Origin of the sequence: Halobellus captivus, assembly GCF_007655485.1 — an archaeon.
In the GTDB taxonomy this organism is placed as follows: domain Archaea; phylum Halobacteriota; class Halobacteria; order Halobacteriales; family Haloferacaceae; genus Haloquadratum; species Haloquadratum captivum.
In genome coordinates, this window is record NZ_VJXQ01000001.1 from 669,571 (window position 1) to 692,281 (window position 22,711).

The following is a 22,711-nucleotide window of genomic DNA, read 5'->3' on the forward strand; positions in this document are numbered from 1 at the left end:
ATGCGACCGGTCGACCCGAAGAAGTACGTCCCGCGGTTCTGTTCGGAACTCGAACTCTCCAAAGAGGTCCAGTCGAAGGCCGACGAGATCATCGAAACGACGGCCGAGAAGGGGCTCCTCTCGGGGAAGTCGCCGACGGGGTTCGCGGCGGCCGCGATCTACGCCGCCTCGCTGCTGTGCAACGAGAAGAAGACCCAACGCGAGGTCGCCGACGTCGCGCAGGTGACCGAAGTCACCATCCGTAACCGCTACCAAGAGCAGATCGAAGCGATGGGCCTTCCCAACTGAGCTCCGAGACGCGTGTCGGTACCTCGGCTGTGTGACGTCACGGTCGGTGCCGCGACTGCGAACAGCCAACGGTGGCCGCGACGACGAACGGCCAACAGTGGCCGCGAACGCCGAAGCTTCATATCCGTCGACGCCGCAGTGTCACCCGATGAAGCTGGACGAGTACGTCGACATCGAGCGCAACGAGCGGGCGGAGCGTCGGCGACTCGCGCAGGAGAAGTCCTACGACATCCTCGATCAGTTAGAGACGTTTCAGGACCGGTTCGAGGAGACGTTACAGGGTGATTCGCTGTACGGCGGCGTCTCGCCGTCGATCTTCGTCGGCGCGTCGAACTACCCGCGGGTTTCGACCGGGCTGCTCTCGCCCGTCGGTCACGACGACGACGCCGAGCGCTTCGAGACCTCCGGCGCGTGGTACGACGAGGGCGTCTCGATCAACGACGTGTTCGCACGTCGGACGTCGCTTCTCAACTCCAATCGCTCGCAGAAGGTGACCAACGTCGCCGACTCGTGGAACGGGTTTCTCGGAACGCAGCGGGAAGTCGCGATCTCCGATCGACCGGTGACCGTCGAGATCGGCCTCGACGAGCGCCCCGACGTCGACCTCGACGTCGGCATCGAGGACGTCGCGACGCCGGTCGGGCCCCGAGCGCGCGCCCGCTCGGCGGACCTCGCGGAGAACCCGCACGTGCCGCGGTTGGTTCAGAAGACGCTCGAAGACGACGACTGGAACGCCGAGGGCGCGATCAACTACCTCTACCGCCGCGGCTTCGACGTCTACGACATCAACACGATCCTCTCGGCTGGCGCGCTCGGGCAGACGGAGCAGCGCCGACTCGTCCCCACGCGGTGGTCGATCACCGCCGTCGACGACACCGTCGGGCAGTATCTCCGCGGGCGGATCCGGGGGGCACCCGGAATCAACGAGGTCGAAGTTCACCGCAACGAATTCATGGGCAACGCCTTCTGGGTGATCCTCGCACCCGGGAAGTGGGAGTACGAACTCGTCGAGATGAAAGCGCCCGGGAGCGTCTGGAACCCCGACCCCGAGGCGGGAATGTACCTCGCGGCCGACAGGGAGGGCTCGGAGGGCCGGACGGGCTACGTCGACGAGACGGCGGGGGCGTACCACGCCGCGCGGCTCGGCGTCCTCGAACACCTCGAAGAACGGGGCCGACAGGCGAAGGCGCTCGTCCTGCGACACGTCTCCGACGACTACTGGGGGCCGGTCGGCGTCTGGCAGGTGCGCGAGACCGTCCGCGACGCCTTCGACGACGAGCGCGGGACCGCCGGGACGTTCGCCGAAGCGGTCCGCGGCGTTACCGAGCACCTTCCGGTGTCGCTGTCGACGCTCCGCCGAAAGTCGACAATGGCGGCCGGACTCCAGACGACGTTCGGTGACTTCGCCCGACAGTGACCGTTTCGTCCGGTTCGCCTCCCAGTGCGGCGGTACTACTTTAACGGTTCACCGAGAGGTACCATCGGAGGTCTGCACGGTGGAAATCTCAGATAAACTCTTGTGTCTGTTCAACGCGGATGTTCGTGAGGAAGACGGTCGATACGTCGTCGAAGTACCGAAGCGGGAGGTCGAAACCGGATCGATCGGCCCCGGCGAGGCCTACCGCGTCGCTCTCATCTCTCGTGCGGTCGAATCACCATCGGAGCCAGCCGAGACGGAGCAACCATCCACGGAACCGCAGCCGCCGGTCGAACCGGGCGAACTGCGCTACGTCGAGATCGAAGACATCGGCAAGCAGGGCGACGGCATCGCGCGAGTCGAACGGGGCTACGTTATCATCGTCCCCGGCACCGAGATCGGCGACCGGGTGAAGATCGAGGTCAGCGAGGTCAAATCGAACTTCGCGGTCGGCGAAGTGATCGAAGAGGAAGCCTGATTCGCTCCTCGGACTGACTCGGCCCGCCGCTACTCCCCGGCCGCCCGCGTATCGAGCGGATAGTCGCCGGTGAAGATCTCGAAATCGATCTCCGGACTCGAAACGGCCGCGGCGGATTCGTACGGCCGATTGACGACGATGTCGCCAGCGGTCCGATCGCCGATGCCCGGAATTGCGGTCAGCTCGTCCATCGTCGCCCCGTTCGGATCGAGCGGGAACGGAACCCCCGTGACCGAGCGGTAACCGTGATCGACGACCGCGATGTCGATGGTCGTCCCGAGTTCGCGCTCGCCCGGAATCCCGACGAGGAGCGGATACGTCCCGAGCTGGCGGCCGAACGTCCGCCCGTCCTGATGGTATTCCAGGTGGACGTTCGGAAGCACCGTCCCGACGGGTGCGAGTCGGCGCAGCATCGGTCGATCGATCTCCTCGCGGACCTCGCGTTTGTACCGTTTGAAGCGCTTCTTGTGAGCGTTCGCGATGTTCGCTCCCTCGTCGGCCATCTCCGTCCCCTCGAAGGCCATCACCTGCCGGATGTTGATCCGGCGGACCATCAGCCCGGCGTCGTAGACGCGCTGGAGGAACTGTTTGTTGTGCTCGAACGTCTCCGTGCGCTCGCCCTTCAGTCCGTGCAGGAGGTTGATTCCGGGCAGGAGTTTCGGCAGTCGGTTCGAAGGGTCGCTCGCATTCGAGCCGTGCGGCGTCTCGCCGTCGCCGTGGGTCGGCGCGTCGGCGGGGTCGTCGCCGGGTCGCCAGCCCGCCTCCTCGTTGACGATCTCGATCGCCCGGAAGCACTCGTCGGCGGTGACGTTCAGGTGGTTCTCCTCCTGTACCACGGGATCGGCGGATTCGAGGCCGAACGCGGCCGTATCGCCCGGCGTATTGTGCTCGGCGATGATCCGGATGCCCTCTCTGGACTTCTCGGGCCACTTCACCACCGTGATCGGGTTCATATTGTCGAGGTGCAGCGTTCCCAGGTTCGGCGCGACCTCGCGGATCCCGCCGTACAGTCGCCGGAGCGCATCGGGGTTCGGGGCCTCGCCGTCGCCGCCGTACGCGAGGATGTCTGCCTGACGTCCGAGTCGGAGGTGCCGCACGCCGCGCTCGTAGAGCGCCTCGACCTCGCCGACGACTGACGCCGGGGATCGAAAGGCCGGATTGCCGTACATCGGTTCCGTGCAGAACGAACAGCGGTAGGCGCAGCCCCGTGACGTCTCCAGTTCACAGATGAGATAGTCGGGATGGTTCGGGTGCTGCTCGACGACGAACGCCCCTGCCGCGGCCCAGCGGTCCAGTTCCTCGTTGTCACGATAGCGGTTCTCGAAGCCCTCTAACCCGTTGTCGACGAGGTCGTAGGCGGCCGCCTCGACGTCGGCCATCGCGAGGAAGTCGTAGTCGAGGCCCTGCCGCTGCATCTCCTGTGCGCCCGCGTTCTCCTCGCCGACGCCGAAGCGGATCGGCCCGCCCATCACGGAGACGCCCTCGGCGACCCACGCGAGTTCGCGCACCTCGTCGGGTTCGGCGGGCGTCCCGCCGACGTACTTTCCGGGGACGGTCATCCCGCCGAGGTAGACGAACAGGTCCGCGTCGGCGACGTCGGCCCACTTCTTCCGATCGTCGCGGAGTTCGTCGATCGTGTGGTACGTCACGTTCGACTCGGGGACACCGGCGTCGACGATCGCACCGGCCGTGAACCGCGGGTACGTCGAGATGTACGGGGGCACACCGAAGTGTGCGGGCTCGTCGACGTAGCCGTCGACGAGCGTCACCGAGAGATCGGCCGGATCGGTCATTGGTGGTGAAAGACGGGCGAACGGTAAAACGCTCACTCTCTCGGGGCGGGTCGAACAGCCGGAATCGTAAGACCAGTTACCAACCGCGCCGACCCGACAGCTATGCCCGAAGACGCCACCGACGACGTCCGGTTGCGACCCGCTCACCCGGACGATGCGGCCGCCGTCCGCGACATCTACGCGCCGTTCGTTCGCGACACCCCCGTGACGTTCCGAACCGAAGTGCCCACCGTCGAACACATCGCCGACGAGATCCGCCAGAACCGCGAGGACGACGCGTACCCGTGGTACGTCGCCGTCGCGGAGGCAGGCGATAATACGAACGCATCCGACGAGAATGGCACGAACGCGTCCGACGACGATAGTACGAGCGCGTCCAATGTCGTCGGCTACGCGTACGGCACCCAACTCCGCGGCCGCCGGGCGTACCGGTGGGCCGTCGAGACGTCGGTCTACGTCGATTCTGACGCACATCGCGGTGGGATCGGAACGGCGCTCTACGACCGACTGTTGGACACGCTCCGCCGACAGGGATACTGCGGCGCGTACGCGGCGCTCGGAATGCCGAACCCCGAGAGCGAGGCGTTTCACGAGCGACGCGGGTTCGAGCGGGTCGGAACGTTCCCCGCCGCCGGGTTCAAACTCGGCGACTGGCACGACGTCGTCTGGTACCACCGACGGCTGCGAGAGCCCGAAGGAGAACCGGAGGAACCGCGCCCGGTGTCGGCGGTCGACCCCGACTTCGCTGCTTCCGGGTTCGAGAGCTAACCGTCGCCGCGGCAAACCTCCGGAGAGTCGCCACGTTCAAGCGCTCCGGCCGAGTGGGGCCGATAACGATGACACGAAGCGTCTGGCTCAAAGCCGACGACACCGTCGGCGACTGGGAGACACGGAAGCGGCGGATCACGACGGGCCTCGAAGCGGGCGTCGACTGGGTGCTCGTCGACGATGCCGACGTCGCCCGCGTGCGATCGCTCGGCGACGTCTCGGTGGCAGCGTTCAAAACGAACGCCGATAGCAGCCTCATCGACGACGTCGAGGCCGATGAGGACGATGACTCCGAAGAATCGATCGCCGACGCCTACATCGTCGGCAAAGCGGGCGAGGGCGACGGTACCGTCGACCTACCGGGGGACTTCTCGGGATCGGCCGACCTCACGACCCTCCGCCGCGAGGACGAGCGAGCGCAGGGCGCGTACGTTCGGATCCTCTCGAAGGAGTACGAGTCCTTCGCGGAAGAAGCGGCTAAGGACGCCGAGTACACCATCGTCATCGGGGAGGACTGGACGATCATCCCCCTCGAAAACCTCATCGCGCGTATCGGCGAGGAGACCGACCTGATCGCGGGCGTGACCTCCGCGGAGGAAGCGAAGACGGCGTTCGAGACGCTCGAACTCGGGTCCGACGGCGTCCTTCTCGATTCCGATGACCCCGACGAGATCCGGCGGACGGTCGAGATCCGCGACGAGGCCGAGCGAGAGACGCTGGATCTCGAGTGGGCGACCGTGACGGCGGTCGAACGCACCGGGATGGCCGACCGCGTCTGCGTCGACACCGGGAACCTGATGGAACACGACGAGGGGATGCTCGTCGGCAGTATGGGCCGCGGGCTCTTCTTCGTCCACGCCGAGACCGCCGAGTCGCCGTACGTCGCCTCGCGGCCGTTCCGCGTCAACGCGGGCGCGGTCCACGCCTACGTCCGAACGCCCGACGGCGGCACCAAGTACCTCTCGGAACTCAAGAGCGGCGACGAGGTGCAGATCGTCGGCGCGGACGGCAAGACCCGCGAGGCCGTCGTCGGCCGCGTGAAGATCGAGAAGCGCCCGATGTTCCGCATCGAGGCTGAGATCGGCGACGACCGCATCGAGACCCTGTTACAGAACGCCGAGACGATCAAGGTCCCGACCCGCGAGGGCCGGACGTCGGTCACGGACCTCGAAGCGGGCGACGAGGTGTTGGTGTACTACGAGCAGACCGCTCGACACTTCGGCGAGGCCGTCGAAGAGAGCATCATCGAGAAGTAACTATTCTTCTGTCTCCGGGTACTCCCACTCAAGTTCGATCGTACACCACGGACAGAAGTCGATCTCGGGGTCGAGGTCGCCGCCACAGTTCGGACACTGGAGGCCGTCACTCGTCTGCGGTCCGGCGATGGCGAGCCGATAGGCGTCGACCGTGCTGACCATCAGCAGTCCGAAGATCGGCGCGGTGACCGTCGCTGGGAGTGATCCCGGATCGAGCGACGCGATCGCCGCGGGGTCCGCGAGTGCGACCGTTGACGGGTCCACGAACGCCCAGAGCAGGACGATCGCCGCGCCGATGACGAACGCGAACCACGCCGCGGCGCGACGCCACCGACGCAAGTAGAGATGTCCGGCACCGGCGACGCCGACGCTCGCGCCGAGAACGGCGACGAGCGCGGCGATCACTGCACGACGGCGCGTTCGGGTCATATCCGGTGACGACGGCGTGGGCGCGTATAAATCTCCGGAATTACTGACGGACAGAAAAACGGGCGTCAACCGCCGAGCGGGGCGAAACGACCGGTCTCCGCGACGGACTATGCGAGGCCGATGCTCTCTTCGGCTTCGAGCAGCTCGTGATAGCGGTTGCGGATCGTGACCTCGGAGATGTCGGCGACGTCGCTGACGGCCGCCTGGGTCGTCTTCTCGTTGGTGAGAAGCGCCGCGGCGTAGACGGCCGCCGCCGCGAGGCCGACGGGCGACTTCCCGGAGTGTACGCCCTTCTCCTTGGCGTTCTTCAGGAGCTGTCGCGCGCGGAGTTTCGCCTCGTCGGAGAGTCCGAGCTCGGAGGCGAACCGGGGGACGTACTGTTCGGGGTCCGCGGGCTTGACTTCGAGCGAAAGCTCGCGGGCGATGTATCGGTAGGTGCGCGCGACCTCGCTCTTGGGGACGCGAGAGACCTCCGAGATCTCATCGAGCGAGCGGGGAACCCCCGCCATCCGCGCCGCGGCGTAGACACACGAGGTGGCGACGCCCTCGATGGAGCGACCGGGGAGCAGATCCTCGTCGAGCGCGCGACGGTAGATGACCGACGCGGTCTCCCGGACGTTCTCGGGGAGGCCGAGCGCCGAGGCCATCCGGTCGATCTCGCCGAGGGCCTGCTTGAGGTTGCGCTCTTTCGAGTCCCGCGTGCGGAACCGCTCGTTCCACTTGCGGAGGCGCTGCATCTTCTGGCGCTGATTCGACGACAGCGAGTTGCCGTAGGCGTCGCGGTCGCGCCAGTCGATGTTCGTCGACAGGCCCTTGTCGTGCATCGTGTTGGTCGTCGGCGCGCCGACGCGGGACTTCTGGTCCTTCTCCTTGGCGTCGAACGCGCGCCACTCGGGGCCGCGGTCGACGGAGTCCTCGGTGATGACCAGTCCGCAGTCGTCACACACAGTCTCGCCGTGCTCGTCGTCGACGACGACGTTGCCGCCGCACTCCGGGCACGCCAGTTCTTCGTCAGCGGTCTCGGATTCGGTTTCGGTTTCCTCTTCGTCGGGCCGAACCCACCGCTGACCGGCCGAGCTTCCGCTTCGGCCGTCGTTCGTTCGCGATTCGTCTCTCGTTCTCGCATTCACGCGAGTGTACGTACTCTTCTCGCTCATCGGTATAGCGACGAATGCTCCGTGCCACAGATACGGGTAAGAGAGGCCCGGAGCGGTCCGTACCAACCCAACCGACGGAGAATATAAAAGCGGTTCGGAATCGTTCGCGCGAAGTGGACGCACAGCCCCGGATCGCGCGATCTTTCGACAACGACCGTTATGATTTATATATCGGCGTAACCCCCCGCGAACGCGGTCGTTTCCGTGATCCACGCGGCCGATTCCGCCGCCACCGAAAACGCACTTTCACGCACCCGACTCCGTCGCCACCGACAGCGCATTCAGACGCGCACGCCGCCACGGCGATCCCGCGCTTCTCGTCTCCACAACGCACTGCCACCACAACGCACTTGGTCGTCGCCCGCGCGGTGTCGTTCGTACGATGGACAGCCGACGATCGACGACCGTGACTCCCGAGAGCGCCGAGAAGACCGTCGCGACGGGCGGAGGACCGAATACGACCGTCGTTTCGCTCGCCCCCAGCGCGACGGCGACGCTGGCGGCGATGGGTGTCGGAGATCGCATCGCGGGCGTCACCGCCCACTGCGGGCTCGACCGTCCGGTCGTCGGCGGCTGGTTGAGCCCCGATTACGATCGACTGGCCGAACTCGATCCCGACCTCGTCTGTACCGCCGACGGTCTTCAAGCGGAAATCTGCGAGGACCTCCGCGACCGCGGCTACGACGTCTGTCACGTCGAACCCGACACCCTCGACGCCGTCGTCGACTCCTTCGAGACGCTCGGACGGGCGGTCGGCGAGGCCGAGGCCGGAGCGCGGCTCGCGGTCGACGCGCGTGCGCGAATCTCCGACGTTCGGCGTCGCGTCGACACGTCGCGAGAAACCGACGGCGTCGAACGGCCCGTCGTCTACTGCGAGGAGTGGGGCGATCCGCCGATGGCCGCCGGGAACTGGGTCCCCGACGCGGTCGAGGCCGCGGGCGGACGGTATCCGTTCTGCGACTCCGGCGAGCGCTCCCGCGAGGTATCTCGCGAGCGCGTCGAGCGCGCTGACCCCGACCACGTGATCCTCCACCACTGTGGACGCGGCGACCGCGTCGATCCCGGTGCCGTCGACGCACGCGGGTGGGCGCTCGACGCCGCCGTTCACGTCTTCGACGACGACCTCCTGAACCAGCCGAGTCCCGCGCTCATCGATGGCATCGAAACGCTCTCGGCACTCTGTTATCCGGACGAATAACGCGGGCCGGGGAACGTCCCATCGCGAAGCGACACACGTTTGCGCGGAGAGCGGGAGATGCGTCTATGCGAATCGCAGTGGGTAGCGGAAACCCGGTGAAGCGCGATGCGACGGCGCGCGTCTTTCCCGAATCGACGGTGGTCGCCGAGTCGGTTCCGTCGGGCGTCGCCGAGCAACCGATCGGCCACGACGAGACGCGAACGGGCGCGCGAAACCGCGCAGATGCGGCGCTCCGGACCGATGCGTACGACCTCGGTGTCGGCATCGAAGGCGGCGTTGCCGGGTTCGGCGAAGGGGGCGTCACTGCACTCGGCGAGGATGTCGGTTCCGAGCGGCGGTCGTCGCTCGAATCACACGAGCTGTTTCTCGTGATGTGGGCCGCCGTCACCGACGGCGAGCGCTGGGGCGTCGGGGCCGGACCGAGCCTGTCGCTCCCGGCGTCGATCGCGGACCGAGTTCGGGACGGCGAAGAGTTGGGGCCGGTGATGGACGACGTCCTCGGCGAGTCGAACGTCGCGAAAAAACAGGGGGCGGCGGGGGCGTTCACCGGCGGGTTGATGACCCGCACGGACGCGCTCGACGCCGCGGTGACCGCCGCCGCCGCACCGTTTCTGAGCGAGTTGTACTGACGTCCGCTCCCGCCTCGCGTTAATCGAGTTCGACGGCTTCGTCCGTTCCCTCGCGCGCGTCTCTGCTCTCCTCGACGGCGGTCGTCAGCGAGACGTTGAGACCAAGCATCGAGGCGTAGCCGCCGATGACGGTGACGATGTTCTTCACGGCGTGATCGAGGACGGCCGCGCCCAGCGCCAGTTCGGGCCCGAGCGGCGTCAGCGCGACCACCAGAAGCGTGAACGCGCCCTCGTAGAGACCGACGCCACCGGGCGACAGCGGCAGCACCTTCGCGAGGTTGCCGACGCTGACGGCGAAGAAACTCACCGCCACGAGTTCCACGACCGGCAACCCCGGCGCGAACGCCGCGAGAACCAGCAGCGCGGTCATCACGTCGAGCGTCCAGATGAGGACGCTCATCCCGCCGACCCGAGCGAATCCAGCCCGCGTGCCCGCCACCGTCTGGAGATCGCTGACGAACTGACCGATGATTCCCGCGACGAAGTCGGCGTAGGAGTCCGTGCTCATTCGGTGGACGAGCGCGGTGACCAGATCCCGATCGCTCCGCGCGGAGAACGCGATCACACCGACCGCGCCGATCGCAACGAGGCTGACGGCCACCGAGACGAAGACCGCCACGCGACCCGCGCCCTCGGCGCCGACTATCGTCTGCGCGAGATCGGCCGTCTGCCCGGTCACCGTGTATCCGATGAGGACGACTCCGGCCATCGCGGCGATCGTGAGCAGGTCGAACACCCGTTCGGCGGCCAGCGACGCGAACCCTGACGGATACGGGATGTTTCGGCGTGCTTTGACCACGTACGCGCGGATCAAGTCACCGGCGCGGGCCGGGAAGACGAGGTTCCCGGTCTGGCTGATGAACACCGCGCCCGTCAGGAATCCCACCCGCTCGCGATACCCGAGCTCTGAGAGGATGTCGCGGTATCGGAGCCCGCGAAGCGGCCACGAGAGGAGATACACGAGCGTGGCCGCGGCGACGAGTCCCCGGTTCGCCTCGCGCATCTCGGAGAGAACCGCACCGAAGTCGATGTACTGCGTCATCAGAGCGAGCGCGAGCACCGCCAGCGCCGCTCCAGCGACGAGCCCGACGCGGCGCGAGAGGCGCGGCCGGACCGACAGCTGCCACCACGTCCGGAAGATCTGACTCCCCATTCCGAGGACGTCGCGGACGAGATCGACCTTCGTGTCGCCCTTCGGCGTCCAGTCGACGGGGAACTCCGCGACCTCGTAGCCGTGTCGCTGCGCCCGTACGAGCATCTCGGTGTCCCAGAACCAGTGTTCGTCCTCGACGTCCTCGCGGAGCGTCTCGAACGCCTCCCGACTGAACGCCTTGAACCCGCACTGGTGGTCCTGGAGGTCCGAGCGAAGGAACGTCCGCACGAGCCCGTTGTAGGCTCGGCTCGGAACGCCGCGTTTGGCCGGTCTGTCGGCGACGTTTCCGGGCATCCATCGCGATCCCGTCGCGACGTCCGCGTCGCCGGAACGGACCCGTTCGATGAGCTCTTCGAGGTGTCGCATATCGGTCGCCAGATCCGTATCGAAGTACGCGAGGACGTCGCCGTGAGCCGCCTCGAACGCCCGTTCGAGCGCGCCGCCACGGCCGAGTCGCTCGCCGCTGTGGAAGTGCCTGACGCGGTCGTCCTCGGTCGCCAACCGATCCGCGATCTCCGGTGTCCGATCGTCGCAGCCGTCCTCGGCGACGATGACCTCGAACGTCCCGGGAGCGAGAAACGACGCGAGCGTTTCGAGAGTCGTCTCCACGGTCGATTCGATGGTCTCCTCCTCGTTGTACGCCGGAAGCACGACGCTCACGGACGGAACACCCGGACGCGATGACGACTCCTTCGGAGACTCGTTGTGGTTCGTCGGCTCCCCGCCGCTCGTCGGTCGCGGTTCACGCTCGGCTCCGTGACGGGGACCGCTCATTAGCACAGTCTGAAACAGCGTTCGATATGAACCTTCTGTCTCGATGGTTGCCGCTTGCTCGCACAGGAGCACCGTCAGTACGAACGCGAGAGCGTCCCGGCGCTGCCGTCCGGGGTGTTCGCCCCACGCGACATCAACGTGTTAACGTATCTCAGTGTGCGTTAGGCAACTGTACCCGGAACTGTGATCTGGGGTGATGATATCCAGTATTTCTCACCAGTAACCGCATTACAGCACCGTGTTAACTACATGTACCAAACCGTTCTTAGGCCGATATCCCGTGAGAGTAGATATGAGCGCGACCGTCGCCGCAACGACTGCATCGAACCTCAGCGAGAAACAGCGCCGGATCCTCCGGTACCTCCGATCGAACGCCGACGACCGAACGTACTTCAAATCGCGGCTCATCGCTGAAGACCTCGGGCTGTCGGCGAAGGAGGTCGGAGCCAATATGCGCGCGCTGCTCGACGGAGACGTCGACCTCACCGTCGAAAAGTGGGGGTACTCCTCGGGGACGACCTGGAAAGTCACGCGGTAGACCTGATACCGATCGGTGGACGGGTGAAACAACAGTCGTTATCTGTCTCGGACCGTGATTTTCGATCGGTAATGGACGATCTGACTCCGACGAACCGTCGGCGGTTCCTCGAAGGCGCGAGTATCGGTGGCGCGACGCTTCTCGCCGGGTGTACAGACCAACTCGATCTCGGTGGTCAGGAGGCGAGCGACGCCCAGAGCGAATCCCCCAACGAGTCGAGTAGTGACGGTGTCGGTGCGATCGCCGCAGTGGATCAACAAGCGATGCAAGAAGAGCAGGTCAGACTGCAAGAGGAGATCCAGAGCGGGAACCTCACTCAGGAGGAGGCCCGAGAGGAGTACGCCACGATCCAGTCGGAGTACATCGAAGAGGCGATAACGGCGTTAACAGACGCTGCCGAGGCCCAGGAGGGCGTGAGCGTCGAAGAAGAGTACGATTCCTTCGGCGCGGTGATCGTGTCTGGCGACGCTGGCGGCATCCTACAGTTACTAAACAGCGACGAGGTGAGCGCGCTCGTCTCGCAGGCGGACATCGAAGCACAGACGCAAGCAGCGGCCGGGACCGGAACCGCCGAGGCGTAACTCACGGCGACGGCGCGTCTTCCGCACCGTTACGGGTCGTATCGAACGAGGGAATCGGCTTCTGCGGCCAACTCGACCGCGTCGGACCCGAACGAATCGGCGTATCTGACGACGAGCGTGAGAACCGTCTCCGGTCGCTCGATCACGTACCCGTCCTCCCGTGAGAGCAGTCCGGCGGCTTCGAGGTCGCCCGCGTAGCCGCTCACGGTCGCTCGCGAGACGTCAAGTCGGTCTGCGAGGGCCGACCCGGTCGTCGACGGGTTTCGGAGGAGTTCGATCACCATCCCGCGCGGCGTCCGTCGTCGGAGGTACCCGAGCGCGGTCTGTTCGAACGCGGAGAACCGCTCGGCGGGGAAGAACCGCTTGTAATCGCCGTCGCGGGTGAACACGAGCACCCCGTCGTCGACGAGTCGGCGGAGGTGGTGCTGCGTCTCGCCCGTTCCGAGGCTGAGATCGTCGCGGATCTTCGAGAAGTGCGCGCCCGGCGTCGACGCGACATAGCCGACGATCGCGTCGCGGGCGTCGCTCGTCGTGTCGGTCTCGGCGGCCGCGTTCCCGGCGGCGCCGAGCCCGGCAAGCGGTGAGGCCGCCCCCAACGCTGCGAAGCGTCTGAGCGTCGCCCGTTTCTCCTCGTCGATTGCGCGATCCGGCATCGGTTTCGATCGTACAAACGGCTGATTCAGTCAAAAGCGCTTCGTTCGGTCCACTTTTCGAGGGGATGACGCGGCAGTACGAACGCGAAAAAGATGGGAGAGCGGTACCGCAGCGGCCTCGGACGACAGCCGACCGCCTCACTCCTTCTCGGTTTCGACCGCCGGTTCGGCGTCGTCGGCCGATCCGGAATCGTCAGCGGCCGAGTCGTCTCCGGCCGCCGAACCGTCGCTGGGAGCGTCACCGACGACCTCATCGGGGTCTTTGATCGTCGCTTCGTCCGCGTTGTCCGCCTGGGCGACGATCTCGTCGGCGCTCTTGATGTCGGTGCCGCCGCCCTGCTTGATCGCCTCCGCTTCCTGTTCGAGTTCTTCGACGTCCATCTCCGTCGCCTGGTCGATCTGGCCGAGGATCTCCTCGATGTCGTCGAGACCGAGCAGTTCGCGGGTCTCCGAGTCGAATTCGAGGCTGTCGAGTCCGGCGGACTCCTGCACGTCGGAGTCGGTCAGCTGCCGACCGTACCGACCGAGGAGGCTCGTGAGCTCCTGCGGGAGGACGAACGTCGTCGACTCGCCCTGTCCGATCGCCTCTAAGCTCTCCATTCCCTTCTCGATGATGGCGCGCTCGCCCATCGATTCGGCGGATTTCGCGCGCAGCACCGTCGAGATGGCGTCACCCTGCGCTTCGAGAATCTGACTCTGCTTTTCGCCCTGCGCGCGAATGATGTTCGACTGCTTCTCACCCTCTGCCTGCTCGACCGCGGAGCGTCGTTCACCCTGCGCTTCGAGGATCATCGCGCGGCGACGGCGCTCGGCGGAGGTCTGCTGCTCCATCGCCTGCTGGACGTCCTGAGAGGGGTTGACCTCCCGGACTTCGACGCTCTCGACGCGGACGCCCCACTCGTCGGTGGGCTCGTCGAGTTCGCGGCGGATCCGACCGTTGATCTCCTGTCGCTTGTTGAGCGTGTCGTCGAGTTCCATATCGCCGATGACTGCGCGCAGCGTCGTCTGTGCGAGGTTCGAGACCGCGCGCTTGTAGTCGTCGACTTCGAGGAACGCCTTCTTCGCGTCCATCACCTTGATGTAGACGACGGCGTCCGCAGTGACGGGGGAGTTGTCGCGGGTGATCGCCTCCTGTCGGGGGACGTCAAGCGTCTGGGTCCGCATATCGAACGGGTACGTTCGCGAGACGAACGGCGGGATGAAGTTGATACCCGGCTCTAAGAGTTTCCGGTACTCGCCGAACACCGTCAGCGCCTTCTTCTCGTAGGCGTCGACGATCTCGACCATCTGATAGACAGTGACGATCGCGAGGAGGAGCACGAGTATCCCGATCGTCGGGATACCGATGCCTATCTGTAGCGGAATGGGACCAAATGCCATATTTCGCCTTGGTGTGTCGCTCTCATAAGCGTTGGCCCCTGCGTGGTGGATGGACTTGGTCCTCGCGACCACTGTAATCGAATTGCGGAGGGGAGCAGCCAAAACACGGCCACCCACATCAACGCTGACCAGCCGGTTATCGGCCCGTTCAGGCCCGTTCGGTCTCGGTATCTACGTCCTCGTCTCGATCTTCGTCTGTCATCTCCGCGTCGTCGCTGCTGGCCCCCATCTCGGCGTCTCGATCTCCGCTTGCCGTCTCCGCATCGCCTTCCGTCATTTCCGCGTCACCTTCTTGCTCCCGCCCGCGAGCGAGTTCGCGATCGATCTCGTCGTAGTTCGTCGACATCGATTCGACGGTCACGACGTTCCCGCCGCCGGGGTGAATGACGACGACTTCGGTTCCGACGTCCAGTTCGCCGTCGACCGATCGAGCGGCGTAAAAGGGGTTGAAACCGCCGTCGTCGAGTTTGACCTCGCCCTCGGTCGGCGTGACGCGCTCGGTGACGCGCCCGGTCCGGCCGCGGAGGCTCGTCGAGTCGCTCGTCTGTCCCGAGCCCTTGCCGCCGTAGAAGTCGAACTCGCGGTACCCGTAAAGCGCCAGCGAGCCGAAGACGAGGACGAGCACCCCGAGAACGATCGGCGAGGCCAACGGGCCGAGAACGAGGCCGACGAGGCCCGCCGCGAGGAGTGCGACCCCGAGGACGATGAAGTGCGCTCCGGGCGCGAACGCTTCGAGCACGCTCAGCCCCAACCCCGCGGCGACGAGCAGCAGCGGTAGCGTCTCCGGCGGGATCGAGAGCTGCAGGGCGACCGAGACGGCACCATCGAGCATACCCGTCGTTAGGCTGGCGGCGGATTAAGCGTTGTCACGCGGGGGATCACTCGTGGTCCGGTTCCGGCGCGTCGGAAGCCTCAGGCGCGTCGGAAGCTTCCGACGCTCCGGACGCTCCGTGTACTTCGGATGCACCGGGCACTTCGGACGCTTCGAATACCGCACCAGCCTTCGGAAGGTCGATCCGGACACTCGTCCCGACCTCGGACACGTCGAACGCCACCGACCCGCCGAGCGCGTCGACGCCCCATTTGACGATCCAGAGCCCGAGTCCGCTCCCGTGTTCGAGCGCGGTCTCTTCGGTGTCGTCGAGAACCGCGAGTTCGTGCTCCGGGATCCCCGGCCCGTCGTCGCGGATTTCGACGGTGAGAACGTCCTCGGTAGCGCCGGGATCGAGCAGTCGGACGGTCGCGGTCGGCGTCGTCGAGTCGCCGTGTTCGAGCGCGTTTTCCAGTACGTTTTCGAGCACGATTTCGAGGAGCGACCGCCGCGCCCGAACCGCGGTATCCGAAGGGATCTCGACGTCGACGGTCCCGTTCGGATGTGACGCTCGCAACTCGTCTCGTAGCGATTCCACCAGCGGGAGCAACGCGACGGGGCCGGTATCCCCGGTATCGGCCTGCATCGCGCCTTCGATCTGACGCGCCTTCTCGCCCAGCGCGACGACGCCCGCGGTGTTCCTCGACGCGGTTCGGATCATTCGGTCGAGTTCGGGGTCGTCGATCCGCTCTGCCGCGATCTCCAGATAGCCCTGCACGACGTTCAGGTCGTTCCGCAGATTGTGCCGCAGCACGCGGTTAAGCACGGCGAGCCGCTGTTCGCGCTGTCGTTCATCGGTGATGTCCTGGAAAACGATCGTGTCGCCGACGCGAGTCTCCGAGGCGTCCGTGAGCGGTGCGGTCGTGACCGCGTATATCCGCTTCCGTCCGTCGATCCGACGCGAATACGTCTGCTTGCCGCCCGCGGGATCGACGTCGGGGAGATACTCCGAAACGGGCCGACCGAGCGCCGCGGTCGCCGTCGCGTCGACGAGCCGCGCGGCCTCCTCGTTCAGTTCGATGATCCGGTGGCCGCTGTCGACGATGACGACCGGCGAGCCGAGGTTCTCGATGGCGGCGCGATCCGCCGTCCGCCGAGCCGCGGGAACCAGATCGAACATCTCCCGCGAAAAGAAGGCGTACATATCGAACGCGAGATGGACGGGAAACACGAGCGGCGTGAGGTTCACCGGGGGAGACGCCCCGATTTCCGCCAGCCACAGGAGGAAGGGAAGACCAGGAAAGACCGGTGAAACCGCGATTGCTGCGGCCTGCGAGCGATACAGCGGACCGTAGCTGAAGACCGTGTCGGCGAGGAGAAAGGAGCCGACGGCGATCATCAGGATGAACCCCGCCGCGTTCACGAACAGCCACGGCTGGTGCGCGTAGACGACGGTCGCCGCGCCGAAGGTCGGTTCGATCCGGTACCCGCTCCACGCGACGTGGTGCAGCGAGTTGGTGACGACGACGAGCGTGTGGAGTATCTGCAGGCCGACGACGGCCGCCATCGTCTTCGATCGGAGGAGCTTCCGGCGGCCGGTGTACTCCAGCGCGAACGCGAGGAAGAACACGCCGATGAAGTTGATGGCGACCCAGATCGGGATCTCGAACACCTCTCTGAGCGCGGGATCGAACACGAGAAGGGCGACACCGTACGACAGCGCCCACAACGCCTCACACCCGATCGTCGCGATGAAGAAGCGGCCCCCCAGGCGGTTCCGATACGGCCACAGGTACCAGATAAACCCCGCAGAGACGACCCCCGAAAGCACCGAGGCGGCCGCCAACCACGAGATCGATTCAAGCACGGACGTCACTCTGGAAGGTCGTCGTCGTTAAAAAATTACGTAACCCGGCGCGTCTGCAAAACGGGAACTCACGCCCCGTCGTCGGGCACCGTCGCCTCCGGCGCGATCGAACGGTCGCGAGTGAATCGAACGCCCTCCGCACTGGACGTCAGGAGTGTCACGCTTTCGCTGTCGGCCGGGACGCTGAACACCGTCCACACCTCTCGGTTCTCCTGCGGTTCGTACAGCCCGGCGCGCGGGAAGCCGGTCACTCCTTGAAGGGGCTGATGCCCGTAGCGTTCGCCAGCGACCTCGACTGAGAGGGACGGTTGGTCGAACTGCGTGGGTGACTCGTTCGTGTTGGTGACGTTCATCCGTACGAGGACGAGGGTCTCCCCCTCGGGAGCGTCGTAGGTGGTGCCGTTCACCTCCAGCGAGTCAACCGTGCGCGCGTTCCATCGAACGTCCAGCGTCGCGTTCGCGCCCGCCGTCGACACCGCGGAGGCGTCGATCCCATCGCCGCTACCGACGTCCAAGGGCGCACCGATACCGACACCGGGGCCCACCGTGGCACCCAGGACGAACGCGATGACGAGGATCACCGGGAGCACGACGGCAGGGATCGACTTGGTAGAGAGCCCCCGCAGCGCCGCTATGGGGCTTCCCGCCAGGGGAAGTCTCGACTCCTCGTCGGGGTGACCGGAATCACCCTGGTCGGCGTCGCCCTGATCGCCGCCGCCCGCGGCGGATCGACCGCCGTCAGCGCCACCATTGTCGTCGCCACCCCCGAGTTTCGCTCGGACCGACGCGAACGCTTCGTCGACGTCGCCGACGCGGTCCAGAATCGACTCAGGGAGAGGAAGCCCGAGCGCGACGAGTCGTTCGGCGACCGATTCGAGCGGCCCCGCCTGTGTGTAGCGTCCCAACACGTCTTCGAGTCCGCCCGCCGCGACGGTATCGGCGAGAGCCGCGCGGTCGAGGAGGTGAACGCTTCGCTGGGCGGCGGTCCGCTCGGCCTCGGGCGCGAACGCCCCCTGCGTCGCCACGACGGCGACGTCGATCCCGCGCTTGCGGCAGAAGCCGACGAACTGTTTGAGATGTCGGTCGGTGACCGTCGCCGTCGCCGTGGGGAAGACGTAGATGACGCCGCGCTTGCCGTCACCGCGTTTGCCGATCACGAAGTACGACTCGTCGGCGCGCTCGCGAACGGACGTCTTCCAGCCGCGTTCGTCCCACAGATCGGCGAGGAAGGCGACGAACTCCCGCGGTTCGAGTTCGGGGATCACGGCGCGTCACCCCGGCGGGCGAGGAGTGCCGCGGCCCCGACCAGCGCCGCGACCGCGACGCCCGGCGACAGCGGCAGGCTCGATTCGGTGGTTCCACCGGGTTGCAGCGGCGTCCGGGTCACGACCGGATACGCGGTCGCGGTCGGCGTCCCCGTTTCCGTCTCGGTCCGCGTCAGCGTGGCGGTCTCGGTCGGCGCGGGCGGGAAGTCGATCATCGCCGTGTCGTTCACGGTGACCCCGTCGAGTGCGTACGCCGCCGCGCTCGGATCGTAAGAGCCGTCCTCGTCGGCGCGGACCAGTTCCGCACGGAGCAGTTGGTCCTCGAAGACCACGGTTTCGAGCTCCGCCGACACGTTCGCGTGCTGGCCGGGTGCGAGGTAGTCGCTGCGGCCGATCGCCTCTCCGCCCTCGTCTTCCAGCCTGACGAATCCGCCAGACGGGACTTCGGCGCGTTCGATCTCGACGGCCGTCCCGTTCACCGTCTGATTCTCGATGTCGACCATCGGATCGGGGGCGACCAAGTGCACCTCCTGAGCGGTCTCAAGGAAGTGATCGCGAACCCACAGTGTCGCGTTCGTGCCGCGAGAGAGCCCGGAGAAGTCGAAGGACGCCTCGAATTCGCCGTTCTCGTCGACGGTCGCGTCGGCGAGTTCGAGGAACGCGTTCGGATCCGTCGAGCGCAGGCGGACTTCGAGTTCCGTGTTCGGCGCGCGCGTCGTCGATCCGGTCACCGGGAAGGCGTCATCGTCCCACGGGTAGTGGACGGAATCGTTCGCTGGCGACAGCGACACCCTCGGCTCTCGGAGGAAGAAGGTCGCCGTCGCGACCGTCTCCGAGCCGTCGGAGAGCCCGCTCTCCTCGGTGAGCGTCAGTGCCGCACGGTAGCGGTTGCGTTCCGACTGCGATTCGAGTTCGACGTCCGAGGTGTCCCAGAGGACGTACAACTCGTCGTTCGCGAGGTTCGGGAGCACGGTGACGTTCGCCGAGTCGGTCGCGACGTACTCGCGGGCCGCGTGGTTCGGTCCGGGATCCGTCTGCGTGAAGTTCACCTTGAGTCCGTTGGCTGCGGCGCTCCCGGTGAGATCGCTCGCGTTCAGGGCCGTCTCCAGCCCACTCTCTTCGACCCGCATCACCGCGTAGTCGCCGCGGGCGACGGCGGATCCGGCCGTCATCGTCGACTGCAGCGGGCCGACGTCGGCGTCGCCGTCCTCGCCGCCGCCAGCGGATTCGGCTGGCTCGAACGACCCCGGCGCGCGGAAGGATTCCGCGCGCAGATCGCCGCGCGGTTCGACGGTGAGCGTGCTGACGTCGCGTTCGACGCCGTCGACGTCGACGCGGACCAGGTAGTCCTCGGGTTCGATCGGCTCGTCGAGCGGCGGCGTGTGCATCGTCGCGGACCCGCCATCGATGAACGCGTTCGGGTCCGAATCGGTGGTCCGGCGCGTGTCGATGACGATTTCGTCGGTGCCGCTACCGCCGAGGTTGACAGTGACGTGGAAGCCGTACTCCGGGCCGCCGATCGTCACCGTCGCGGCGGCGGAGTGCGAGACGGCGATAGTCACCTCGTCGCCGCGCGTGACGCTGACGTTGCCATCGGGAAATGAGCCCGAGTCGTCGTCGACCTGTCTGCGGATCGGGTTCGCGGTCTCCGACGTGGCGGCGGCTTCCGCCGACACGTGCGAAGGTGCGTCGCCGACGGCCTGGACCCGCTGTTCTCGGTCCGCGTCGATCCCCAGGCCCGAGACGGGGGTCGCGCTCCCGAGGAGGAGCGAGATGGCGATTGCGAGGACCAGCGGTGTGGGGGCGTGAGGCATCGGCGAGGGCGTTGTCTCCCTACGGTACCGACCACGCTACATAAAGTACTGCGGTCAAACCATCAGATTTGATAACAGACCGGTCGACGGCGGGGATCCCGCCTGCGAAATGCGACTCGCTGCTCCGCCGACGACCGGTCAGATGAGCCCCGGTGCGACCGCGCTGACGAGCAGGAGGACGGTCCCGATCACGCCGAGAACCACGAACAGCGCGTTCTCTGCGGACGGATCCTCGGGTTCGATCGGGGCCGGAGTCCACCGCTGATCGTCGCCGTTGCCGTTACCGGTGTCGTCGCCGTTCCCACCGAGACCAGCATCCGATCTCGAATCGGTCCGTACGGCCGTCTCAGCGCTGACAGAGCCGTCTCGCCCCTCACGATCGGATCCGTCGTCGGCCCCGGCGATCGACACGCCCGTCGGTCGTGGTTTCTCCCCGTCGCTCTCAGTCATTACCCGCTCTACGTTCCTCGCGGGAAAAGGTCTGCCGTCCGACCGCGACGCTCGTCTCCCACTCTGATCGCAACGCTCGTCTCCCACTCCGACCGCAACGCTTGACCCCGACTCCGAACGAGACAGTCGCTCCAAACTCTGATCGGCGGTCATATCCGCTCAGCATCTCACTCCCGCGCGAGCGACTGCCCGCGGTGGCTGATGAGATCCCCCTCGTAGACCACGCCGCGTTCGGCGTGCAGCGTCAGTGTCGTTCCGTCGGAGAGCCGTCGCGGCAGCGGTGCACCGGAGATCATCGGAATGTCGAGTTCCCGCGCGACGAGCGCAGGGTAGCCGGTCATCCCGGGCCGCGCGTCGACGATCCCCGCGATCTTGGCGGTTCCTCCCTCGAACTCGCCCTCGAAGTGCGCCGGGAGCGCGAGGATCGCCCCGTCGGGAATCGCCGAGAGGTCGCCGTCGTCGACGGTCGCCATCGGACCGGCGGCGCGGCCGCCGACGACCTTGCGCCCGGTGGCGACGGTCTCGGCGGCAACGTGGAGCTTCAGCATATTCGTCGTATTCGTGCTCTCCAGTTCGGTCATCATCCCCGAGAGGACGACGAGCGTGTCGCCCGAGCGGGCGACGTTGGCGTCGAGCGCGGCGTCGACGGCGTCCTCCATCATCTGATCGATATCCTCCCGGTAGGCGGAGTACTTCGGCACGACGCCCCACGAGAGCGCGAGCTGTCGACGCACGCGGTCGGTGGGCGTCGTCGCGACCACGGGAACCGCAGGTCGGAACTTCGCCGTCTTCCGCGCGGTGTAGCCGGACTCGGAGGCGGCGACGATAGCGCTTGCTCCGACGTCGCGGGCGAGGTACCGCGCCGAGCGCGCGAGCGCCTCAGTCCGGGACTCGCTGTCGGCGGTCGGGATGTGCTGCTCGCGGCTTTCGGAGTACTCCTCGCTGGCTTCGACCTGCCGGACGATCCGGTCCATCGTCTCGACGACGCGGACGGGGTCGTCGCCGATCGCCGTCTCCCCGGAGAGCATCACCGCGTCGGTGCCGTCGAGCACCGCGTTGGCGACGTCGGAGGCCTCCGCGCGGGTCGGCCGCCGCGCGTGGATCATCGAATCGAGCATCTCGGTCGCCGTGATGACCGGCGTGCCCGTCGCGTGGCACTTTCTGATGATCCGCTTTTGGATGATCGGGACGTCCTCTAAGGGCATCTCGACCCCGAGGTCGCCGCGGGCGACCATCACGCCGTAGGCCGCGTCGATGATCTCGTCGAGGTTTTCGACCGCACCCGCGCGTTCGATCTTGGCGACGACCGGGATGTCGGCACCGAGTTCGTCGAGCGCGTCGCTGATCGTGTAGACGTCGGCGGCGTCGCGGACGAACGAGGCCGCGACGAAGTCAGCGTCGGTCTCGGCCGCGACGGCGAGTTCCCGCCGGTCTCCCTCGGTGATGAGATCGATGTCGAGGTTGACACCCGGGAGGTTGACGCCTTTCCGCCCGCCGAGGCTCCCGCCGGAGACGACTCGCGCGACGACGGTGTCGCCCTCGATTCGGCGCACCGTCGCCTCGATCCGACCGTCGTCCAGCAGGATCGTATCGCCCGGTTCCGCGGCAGCGATGGAGTACGAAAGGCCGACGGTCTCCGGCGTCGCCTCGCTTCCTTCGACGAATCGGACCTCGGAGTCGGTCTCCAGCGCGATCGGCTCTTCCAGGGGCGCAGTCCTTACTTCCGGCCCCTGTAAGTCGACCATCGCGGCTATCGGCCCGTCGGTCACGTCGTCGACCGCGCGGATGCGGCTGATCACCTTGCGGCGGTGGTCCGGCGTCCCGTGGCTCGCGTTGAGCCGCGCGACGCTCATCCCCGCATCCGCGAGTCCGCGAATCGTGGCCTCCCCGTCGGAGGCCGGGCCGAGCGTACAGACGATTTTGGCCTTGCGCATAGAAACCCTACTCGGGAGCGAGTTAAAAAGGTCGACGGTGAGGCGGTGCCGCTCGAAACGGCCGCAGGCGGAGATTTT

At 66.6% G+C, this 22,711-nt stretch carries 20 protein-coding genes and 1 pseudogene; 9 read left to right on the top strand and 12 right to left on the bottom strand.

Going from position 1 to position 22,711, the window contains the following annotated elements; all coding sequences use genetic code 11:
- The 3 genes and pseudogenes from FJT57_RS16880 to FJT57_RS03310 all read left to right on the top strand — a co-directional run.
- Positions 1 to 288: pseudogene (locus FJT57_RS16880) on the top strand (transcription initiation factor IIB); the annotation flags it as partial.
- A 148-nt stretch (positions 289 to 436) separates the two neighbouring features.
- Positions 437 to 1,705 carry a DNA repair protein NreA gene (gene nreA, locus FJT57_RS03305; protein WP_144901649.1) on the top strand — a complete coding sequence of 423 codons (1,269 nt, stop codon included), beginning with the start codon at positions 437 to 439 and terminating at the stop codon, positions 1,703 to 1,705.
- A gap of 79 nt (positions 1,706 to 1,784) precedes the next feature.
- Entirely contained in the window at positions 1,785 to 2,183 is a 399-nt protein-coding gene (locus tag FJT57_RS03310) for a TRAM domain-containing protein (protein WP_144901651.1), read from the top strand.
- 29 nt (positions 2,184 to 2,212) lie between these two features.
- Here FJT57_RS03310 and FJT57_RS03315 read toward each other — a convergent pair whose 3' ends face one another.
- On the bottom strand, positions 2,213 to 3,976 hold the full coding sequence (locus FJT57_RS03315; RefSeq protein WP_144901653.1) for a radical SAM protein: 1,764 nt from the start codon (positions 3,974 to 3,976) through the stop codon (positions 2,213 to 2,215).
- Positions 3,977 to 4,078: 102 nt separating this feature from the next.
- On the opposite strand from FJT57_RS03315, the gene FJT57_RS03320 reads away from it, so the two are divergent.
- Both FJT57_RS03320 and FJT57_RS03325 read left to right on the top strand, forming a co-directional pair.
- Positions 4,079 to 4,744 carry a GNAT family N-acetyltransferase gene (locus tag FJT57_RS03320; RefSeq protein WP_144901655.1) on the top strand — a complete coding sequence of 222 codons (666 nt, stop codon included), beginning with the start codon at positions 4,079 to 4,081 and terminating at the stop codon, positions 4,742 to 4,744.
- 68 nt (positions 4,745 to 4,812) lie between these two features.
- Positions 4,813 to 6,000 carry a 3-dehydroquinate synthase II gene (locus tag FJT57_RS03325; protein ID WP_144901657.1) on the top strand — a complete coding sequence of 396 codons (1,188 nt, stop codon included), beginning with the start codon at positions 4,813 to 4,815 and terminating at the stop codon, positions 5,998 to 6,000.
- Here FJT57_RS03325 and FJT57_RS03330 read toward each other — a convergent pair whose 3' ends face one another.
- Both FJT57_RS03330 and FJT57_RS03335 read right to left on the bottom strand, forming a co-directional pair.
- Complete coding sequence (locus FJT57_RS03330; protein ID WP_144901659.1) at positions 6,001 to 6,429, bottom strand: zinc ribbon domain-containing protein; 429 nt, start codon at positions 6,427 to 6,429, stop codon at positions 6,001 to 6,003.
- A gap of 107 nt (positions 6,430 to 6,536) precedes the next feature.
- The gene (locus tag FJT57_RS03335) at positions 6,537 to 7,586 is read right to left on the bottom strand and encodes a transcription initiation factor IIB (protein WP_144901661.1); all 1,050 of its coding nucleotides are present in this window, start codon (positions 7,584 to 7,586) and stop codon (positions 6,537 to 6,539) included.
- A 382-nt stretch (positions 7,587 to 7,968) separates the two neighbouring features.
- Here FJT57_RS03335 and FJT57_RS03340 point away from each other — a divergent pair, with 382 nt between their 5' ends.
- Positions 7,969 to 8,784: a helical backbone metal receptor gene (locus FJT57_RS03340; RefSeq protein WP_144901663.1), complete on the top strand. Its 816-nt coding sequence runs from the start codon at positions 7,969 to 7,971 to the stop codon at positions 8,782 to 8,784.
- A 65-nt stretch (positions 8,785 to 8,849) separates the two neighbouring features.
- A complete protein-coding gene (locus tag FJT57_RS03345) occupies positions 8,850 to 9,413 on the top strand; it encodes a DUF84 family protein (RefSeq protein WP_144901665.1) in 564 nt (187 codons plus the stop codon).
- Between the two features lie 19 nt (positions 9,414 to 9,432).
- On the opposite strand, the gene FJT57_RS03350 is transcribed toward FJT57_RS03345, so the two are convergent.
- A complete protein-coding gene (locus tag FJT57_RS03350; RefSeq protein ID WP_144901666.1) occupies positions 9,433 to 11,340 on the bottom strand; it encodes a flippase-like domain-containing protein in 1,908 nt (635 codons plus the stop codon).
- A 292-nt stretch (positions 11,341 to 11,632) separates the two neighbouring features.
- On the opposite strand from FJT57_RS03350, the gene FJT57_RS03355 reads away from it, so the two are divergent.
- Positions 11,633 to 11,878 carry a DUF7123 family protein gene (locus tag FJT57_RS03355; protein WP_144901668.1) on the top strand — a complete coding sequence of 82 codons (246 nt, stop codon included), beginning with the start codon at positions 11,633 to 11,635 and terminating at the stop codon, positions 11,876 to 11,878.
- Between the two features lie 71 nt (positions 11,879 to 11,949).
- Complete coding sequence (locus FJT57_RS03360; protein WP_144901670.1) at positions 11,950 to 12,459, top strand: hypothetical protein; 510 nt, start codon at positions 11,950 to 11,952, stop codon at positions 12,457 to 12,459.
- A 29-nt stretch (positions 12,460 to 12,488) separates the two neighbouring features.
- Here FJT57_RS03360 and FJT57_RS03365 read toward each other — a convergent pair whose 3' ends face one another.
- From FJT57_RS03365 to pyk, 8 genes are all read right to left on the bottom strand, one after another.
- Entirely contained in the window at positions 12,489 to 13,112 is a 624-nt protein-coding gene (locus FJT57_RS03365) for a winged helix-turn-helix transcriptional regulator (protein WP_144901672.1), read from the bottom strand.
- 138 nt (positions 13,113 to 13,250) lie between these two features.
- Positions 13,251 to 14,492, bottom strand: coding sequence for an SPFH domain-containing protein (locus FJT57_RS03370; protein WP_144901674.1), 1,242 nt, complete (start codon positions 14,490 to 14,492; stop codon positions 13,251 to 13,253).
- 148 nt (positions 14,493 to 14,640) lie between these two features.
- A complete protein-coding gene (locus tag FJT57_RS03375; protein WP_144901676.1) occupies positions 14,641 to 15,324 on the bottom strand; it encodes an NfeD family protein in 684 nt (227 codons plus the stop codon).
- A gap of 46 nt (positions 15,325 to 15,370) precedes the next feature.
- Entirely contained in the window at positions 15,371 to 17,170 is a 1,800-nt protein-coding gene (locus tag FJT57_RS03380; RefSeq protein WP_203229081.1) for a histidine kinase N-terminal 7TM domain-containing protein, read from the bottom strand.
- 68 nt (positions 17,171 to 17,238) lie between these two features.
- Complete coding sequence (locus FJT57_RS03385) at positions 17,239 to 18,435, bottom strand: restriction endonuclease (protein WP_144901680.1); 1,197 nt, start codon at positions 18,433 to 18,435, stop codon at positions 17,239 to 17,241.
- Positions 18,432 to 20,249, bottom strand: a complete 1,818-nt coding sequence (locus FJT57_RS03390) for a BGTF surface domain-containing protein (protein WP_144901682.1) — start codon at positions 20,247 to 20,249, stop codon at positions 18,432 to 18,434. Before FJT57_RS03390 ends, FJT57_RS03385 begins: the two co-directional genes overlap by 4 nt.
- 138 nt (positions 20,250 to 20,387) lie before the next feature.
- Positions 20,388 to 20,699 carry a DUF7312 domain-containing protein gene (locus FJT57_RS03395; RefSeq protein WP_144901684.1) on the bottom strand — a complete coding sequence of 104 codons (312 nt, stop codon included), beginning with the start codon at positions 20,697 to 20,699 and terminating at the stop codon, positions 20,388 to 20,390.
- Between the two features lie 167 nt (positions 20,700 to 20,866).
- The gene (gene pyk, locus FJT57_RS03400) at positions 20,867 to 22,633 is read right to left on the bottom strand and encodes a pyruvate kinase (RefSeq protein ID WP_144901685.1); all 1,767 of its coding nucleotides are present in this window, start codon (positions 22,631 to 22,633) and stop codon (positions 20,867 to 20,869) included.
- Positions 22,634 to 22,711 lie beyond the last annotated feature (78 nt).